The following is a 6,508-nucleotide window of genomic DNA, read 5'->3' as shown; positions in this document are numbered from 1 at the left end:
GCCTCATCACCCCAACAGAACTTACTGCACTGACTCAAGCACGTGATGATGCACTTGCTGCGAAAACAGAAGCACAAACAAAAGTGACAGCGTTACCTGAGGCAGTACAAGCAGAAAAAGATGCGCTACAAGGTCGTTTAAATGATCTAGTCGACATCACCTTACCAGCAGTAAATGATGAAAACGAAGATGGTGTGGATGATGCAGTTGCAGCACTTGAAGAAGCGACAGAGGCAGTAGAGGCGGCTGAAGCAGCATATGCTGAGGCAGAGCAAGCACTAGCAGATGCCGAATCAGATGGTTTAATCACGCCAACAGAACTTGCTGAGCTGACTCAAGCACGTGATGATGCGTTTACTGCTAAAGAAGATGCACAAGCGAAAGTTGATGCACTTCCAGAAGGAGCAGACAAAGACGCGCTGGATGCACGCTTAGATGATCTAGTCGACATCACCTTACCAGCAGTAAATGATGAAAACGAAGATGGTGTGGATGATGCAGTTGCAGCACTTGAAGAAGCGACAGAGGCAGTAGAGGCGGCTGAAGCAGCATATGCTGAGGCAGAGCAAGCACTAGCAGATGCCGAATCAGATGGTTTAATCACGCCAACAGAACTTGCTGAGCTGACTCAAGCACGTGATGATGCGCTTGCTGCTAAAGAAGATGCACAATCGAAAGTTGATGCACTTCCAGAAGGAGCAGACAAAGACGCACTGGATGCACGCTTAGATGATCTAGTCGACATCACCTTACCAACAGTAAATGATGAAAACGAAGATGGCGTAGCAGATGAGTACGAACAAGTATTGGCAGATGCCGAAGCAGCAGTAGAGGCAGCAGAAGCAGCATATGCTGCGGCAGAACAAGCACTGATCGATGCAAATGCCAATGGCCTCATCACCCCAACAGAACTTACTGCACTGACTCAAGCACGTGATGATGCACTTGCTGCGAAAACAGAAGCACAAACAAAAGTGACAGCGTTACCTGAGGCAGTACAAGCAGAAAAAGATGCGCTACAAGGTCGTTTAAATGATCTGGTTGATATCACTTTACCAACAGTAAATGATCAAAATGAAAATGATATTTCTGATGATATTGATACTTTACTAGCGGGGGTCGAAGCTTTAATAGAAAGTGCTGAAGAAGCTTATACAACGGCTGAAGAGGATTTAGCTGACGCCTTGCAAGACGGTACTGTAACACAGGCAGAGGCTGATAGATTGCAAGAGTCCCTAGAAGCTGCTCAGGCAGCAAAAACTCTTGCACAACAAGCATTAGACAATATTGATCAAACTTCAGACGCGATTGAAGCTGCAAAAGCTCTATTGCAAGAAAGAATAGATGATCTCGTAGATATTGAGGTACCTGAGCCATTTGCAACAGCGAATAATGATGTGCAATTGGTATTGGATATCACACCGACTGTAGATGTTAATGAAACACCAACAGAGCTTAACTCAACAGGATTTACGGTGGGTTCTGTTGGCTTAGGTCCAGTGTTAAATGCAAGTGTGCTTGAAAGCGTATTTAGCTCTTCAGTTTCCCTTTCAGTCGAAGAAGGCACCGAAAGAGATATTAGTTTCTATGCTGATGCTGGTGGTGTTACAGTAGGGACGATGAACTTATTTATGTATAAGTTAAATGAGTCAACTGGTGAATATGAATTAAAAGAAAAAATTGATAATTGGTATCTCGTTGTATTAGGTGGTGTGTCAGAAACGATAAGTCGTTCTTTAGATGAAGGAGAGTGGCTCATTGTATTAGGTAACGGCCAAGGGTTGTCAGCTGTTACGGGGTATACATTAAGATTTGAATCAGATGCTGTACGTGATTTTAATAATCCAGAAGCTGTGACAGGAACAATAAACGGTAATGTGATTACGGATCAGGATTATCAAAATGGTACAGATGTCGTCCCAGAGGGTAGTAAAATCAGTGGAGTTACTCATGGTGAAAATACCATTAATCAATTTACAGATGGTATTGCAACAATTAAAGGGGAGTATGGCACTTTAACTATCTCTGAAAATGGACAATATACATATACAGTAGATCCATTATTTAGAGATTACGGTGAAGTTGATCGTTTTGTATATGAGGTAACGGCACCAAATGGTGAAAAACGCACAGCTGAATTAAATATTGAATTAGTGCGTGTTGCCACAGATGAAAATGCCATCATTGATAATACAGTATTACTTGATGTTACTCCTGATTTAACTGAAACCACAGGCGAAGCATTAGGTATTTCAAATGCAGTCGCATTGAATTTACTTGATCTAGGTATTGCTGGTGATGTGTTGTCTGCAAGTGTAATTGGTACGGAAGGTGTCATGGACTTTACTGTTGAAGACGGTACTTTCCAAGAAATGACCTTTACTGGTTCCGCGGGCGGGGTAACGCTACTTTCAACATTTAGTTTGGTTATCTATCGTTTAGATGAGAATACTGAACAGTTGGTTCAAGTACACGAAATTCCAAATTTTGTTCAAGTGCTCATTGGCGGTGGTGTTTCAACCCCGGTAACATTGAGTTTTGGTGAGGGTACTTACGTTGGTATTATCAAGCAAACTAGTGGTGTAAACGTAATTGGAGGAGCTTCAGCTCAAGTTACAGATGTCAATATTTACGATTATGCAAACCCAGAAACGATAACTGGATCAGTTCAAGGTGATGCGACTCCGATTACGACAGATAAATTAATATTGGTAAATAACACTGATGTGGTTGAAGGTGAAGCTTTAGTTGTACAGGGTCAATATGGCTCACTCAATATTAATACTGACGGTACTTATACCTACAATGTTACAGTTCCACAAAGCACAGTGGGTTGGACTCCACCATATGGTGAGATTGATCGTTTTGAGGTTGTAGTGGAACGAGCAGATGGTACAACTTACATTGAAGTTCTCAATATTAAGATTGATACCAATACAGTAGCTAACGATGCAGAAGTTGTAGACGTTCAAGCGGCAAACTATTCAACGCTCAATGAATCTGTAGAATCTGGAATTATTGGATCTGCAAGTCGTACATTAGAATTTAAAGTTGAAGAAGGATCTTATATTAGTAGCTTAGATCTCCAAGGGAATATCACTCGTACTTTAACTAATGATAATCCTTCAATGAGTGTTGTGATTAATAAGGTGACTACTCAGCTTGTCAACGGCGTTGAACAGCAAGTGCTTGAACAAGTTTATACCGGAAATGTTAGTATTACATGGCCAGCTGGAACAATATTGAATCCTTCGACATCAACGACTTATGCCTCAGAAATTATTTTAGATGATGGCAAAGTGCTCGATGCAGGTGATTATGTTATTTCAATTAACACAACGAGTGGTACATTTAATTCAGTGAATGTATCTAGTGCATCAATTACTGGAATAATGGTCAATAATATTACTCCAACTGATACACCATTGCTTGAGGGTGATTTATTTGAAAATGATACAGCTATCGACCAAATTGATATTCTGAAAATTGGATCTAAAGAGCTTTATGTAAATGATCCAGCTAAAGGTGGTCAAGAGTTCACAGTTCAAGGTAAGCACGGTGTCCTTACTATGTTCAAAGATGGCACCTATGAGTATCAACCATCAGGTTTAAGTGGAGGTCTTGAAACATTCACCTATACAACAGTTTCTAAAGCGGGAACATCACAATCTGCAACACTTGAAATTAATGTTTCGATGACGTTAACTGGAAGTGATGAGGCAGATACCGTACAAGCATCTGCTTCAATCGATACTTTTACTCTTGGTGAAGGCGCAGATACAGTCCTTTATGATGTGCTCAATCAAGCTCAACATACCGAAAGTCCAGATATTTGGACTGACTTTAATCAAGCTGAAGGTGATCGAGTTGATATTTCTGCTTTATTAAAAGATCAGAATGTTACATCGTCTAACATTGGTGAATTTGTAACGATCAAACAAGATGGTGCAAATACGGTGATTAGTGTTGATACTGATGGGGCTAAAACGAAATATAACCCAACTGAGCTTATTGTTCTGCAAAATACAGATAGCAGTCTTTATGCGATCGATGATCTGTTAAAATATAATCAAATTTAATTAAACAAATGAAAAGAGGTCTTTCGAGACCTCTTTTTATTTTTAAAAATGTGAAATCAAAAGTAATTGGTATGAAAAAAATAAAATTCTAATAATTTGAATAAATTAATTTTTGAAGAACAAAAAATTTATTTGTTATTTCGTCATTTGAAAAATATTCTAATAAAATAAAATTCATTATGGAGACGCGATTGCAACAAAAAAATCATATCCAAGCACCATTTTATAGAGCTTTATGTGTTAGTCATCAGGGGTAGACTTAATCATAAAAAAATGTTGTTTAGGATTTATTGATAATAAAAAATGGTAATGATTAAAAAAATTAAATTCCTACTCCAAAGAGATTTTCATCTCTATATTTAGACCTGTTTTTTGAACGTTATTAAATAGAATATAGAAATAAACACTCGCTCCGTTAAAAAAGTTAACCTTGCTCATTTTTATTTGTGTTTTCAGGTGGCTAGTATGGGGTAGTAGTAATGTCTAAGTTTATAACTCGATATGTGTTGCAGAATTAGGTTATAGAGATCATTTTGCCTGAGTTTGAAGAATAATCCGCTCATTACTCATTATTCACATTGGATTTAAAGGAGTGCTTGCATAATTCGATATTCTTAAATTGGTTAAAACTCAGTTCTTTAACTTTGATTGATTTTGATGCTTAAATACACATGTGAATATGAAAATTTTAATCTGAAAACTTAACCCTGCTATTTTATTTTTTTATTCTTGTAGCTTACTAAACCTACTTGAGTCTAAAAAATAAAAGAGCCATATAAGGCTCTTTTATTTTTAGATACAATAGCTTGATCTATTACCAGCTTAACGCACCACCAGTTTGATAGTCTGTTACGCGAGTTTCGAAGAAGTTCTTCTCTTTACGTAAGTCCATCATTTCTGACATCCACTGGAATGGATTGTTCACACCAGCAAATTGCTCAGGTAAACCTAATTGAGCTAAACGACGGTTTGCGATGAACTTCAAGTATTCTTCCATCATTGCAGCATTCATACCCAATACACCGCGTGGCATTGTGTCACGTGCATATTCGATTTCAAGCATCGTACCTTCAAGAATCATTTGAATGATTTCTTCTTGGAACTCAGCAGTCCACAAATGTGGGTTCTCAATCTTGATTTGGTTAATCATATCGATACCAAAGTTCAAGTGCATTGACTCATCACGTAAGATGTACTGGAATTGCTCAGCAACACCATTCATCTTGTTACGACGACCCATTGACAAGATTTGAGAGAAACCACAGTAGAAGAAAATACCTTCAAGAACACAGTAGAATGCGATCAAGTTGCGAAGCAAGATTTGATCTGTTTCAGGTGTGCCTGTTTTGAATGTTGGATCACTTAATTCTTGAGTGTACTTCAAGCCCCATGCCGCTTTACGCGCAACTGATGGAACTTCGCGGTACATGTTGAAGACTTCGCCTTCATCCATACCTAAAGATTCGATGCAGTATTGGTAAGCATGCGTGTGAATCGCTTCTTCAAATGATTGACGCAAGATGTACTGACGGCATTCAGGGTTAGTAATGTGTCGGTAAATCGCAAGAACCAAATTATTTGCAACCAACGAATCGGCAGTAGAGAAGAAGCCTAAAGAACGCATCACGATGGTACGCTCATCTTCAGTTAAGCCATCCTCTGACTTCCAAAGTGCGATATCGTGGTTCATGTTAACTTCTTGTGGCATCCAGTGGTTTGCACAACCATCTAGATATTTTTGCCAAGCCCATTCGTATTTGAATGGTACAAGTTGGTTCAAGTCAGCGCGACAGTTGATCATTGCTTTATCATCAACTTGAACACGTTGAGCGCCCATTTCTAACTCTTCAAGACCTGGAGCAACGTCCAAATGTTCTAAGGCGTTAGATGCTCTTGCCAACGGATCGGCTGAATTTGTTGTTCCGTTTGAACTGGTTCGAGCGGGTTGTGCAGCTGCCACACGCGTCGGTTCGTTGCGTGCATCAGATACCACTTGTGGATTAGGCGCTTTTTGCGGTTCGATGGGCGCAGACTGCTGTGCTTGTGCAGTTTGTTTCGGTTCATCATCTTCGAAATCGTCCCAACTGAGGATAGACATATCAATTCTCTCTACGTTGCTTATATCTTTTTATTCAGACATCTCAACGTGAGACATCCTACTATACGCTTATATTGTGTAAGCAAAATTAAGTTTTGCCGATGAATGTACTCAATTTGTTCGTTTGAGTAGATTGAATTTCCGCACTACTTATTTTGCTTACGCTTCTGTTGTTTGCGAATGGCTAAAAAGGCATAGACCATCGGCGTGTAGAAGAAAATAAAGGCAAAGATCAATACCGCAAGTCCTAACATATAGTTATGGGTCATATGTGGCATGATGGAATCCTTTTTGTAGATGAATTAGTGTTAATTCTGATAAGCCTAAAAGG

General features: G+C 39.2%; 3 protein-coding genes. 1 reads left to right on the top strand and 2 read right to left on the bottom strand.

Features of this window, described 5'->3' with window-relative positions; genetic code table 11:
* A partial coding sequence (locus AC1M9I_RS09040) for a BapA/Bap/LapF family large adhesin (protein WP_481610946.1) occupies window positions 1-4,079 on the top strand: 4,079 nt, incomplete at its 5' end.
* 814 nt (window positions 4,080-4,893) lie between these two features.
* Here AC1M9I_RS09040 and AC1M9I_RS09035 read toward each other — a convergent pair.
* Together AC1M9I_RS09035 and AC1M9I_RS09030 are read right to left on the bottom strand one after the other, a co-directional pair.
* On the bottom strand, window positions 4,894-6,177 hold the full coding sequence (locus AC1M9I_RS09035; RefSeq protein WP_035267248.1) for a ribonucleotide-diphosphate reductase subunit beta: 1,284 nt from the start codon (window positions 6,175-6,177) through the stop codon (window positions 4,894-4,896).
* Between the two features lie 146 nt (window positions 6,178-6,323).
* The gene (locus AC1M9I_RS09030) at window positions 6,324-6,455 is read right to left on the bottom strand and encodes a YhgE/Pip domain-containing protein (protein WP_081403264.1); all 132 of its coding nucleotides are present in this window, start codon (window positions 6,453-6,455) and stop codon (window positions 6,324-6,326) included.
* Between the last annotated feature and the right edge of the window lie 53 nt (window positions 6,456-6,508).

The organism is Acinetobacter sp. ANC_7553 (genome assembly GCF_056779895.1).
The sequence above is the reverse complement of the archived record's forward strand: the minus strand, read 5'-3'. Positions and strand labels throughout refer to the sequence as shown.

What these genes read in the sequence shown, in the direction of transcription:
- AC1M9I_RS09035 (WP_035267248.1), bottom strand. Translation starts at nt 6,177, where the DNA reads ATGTCTATCCTCAGTTGGGACGATTTCGAAGATGATGAACCGAAACAA.
- AC1M9I_RS09030 (WP_081403264.1), bottom strand. Translation starts at nt 6,455, where the DNA reads ATGCCACATATGACCCATAACTATATGTTAGGACTTGCGGTATTGATC.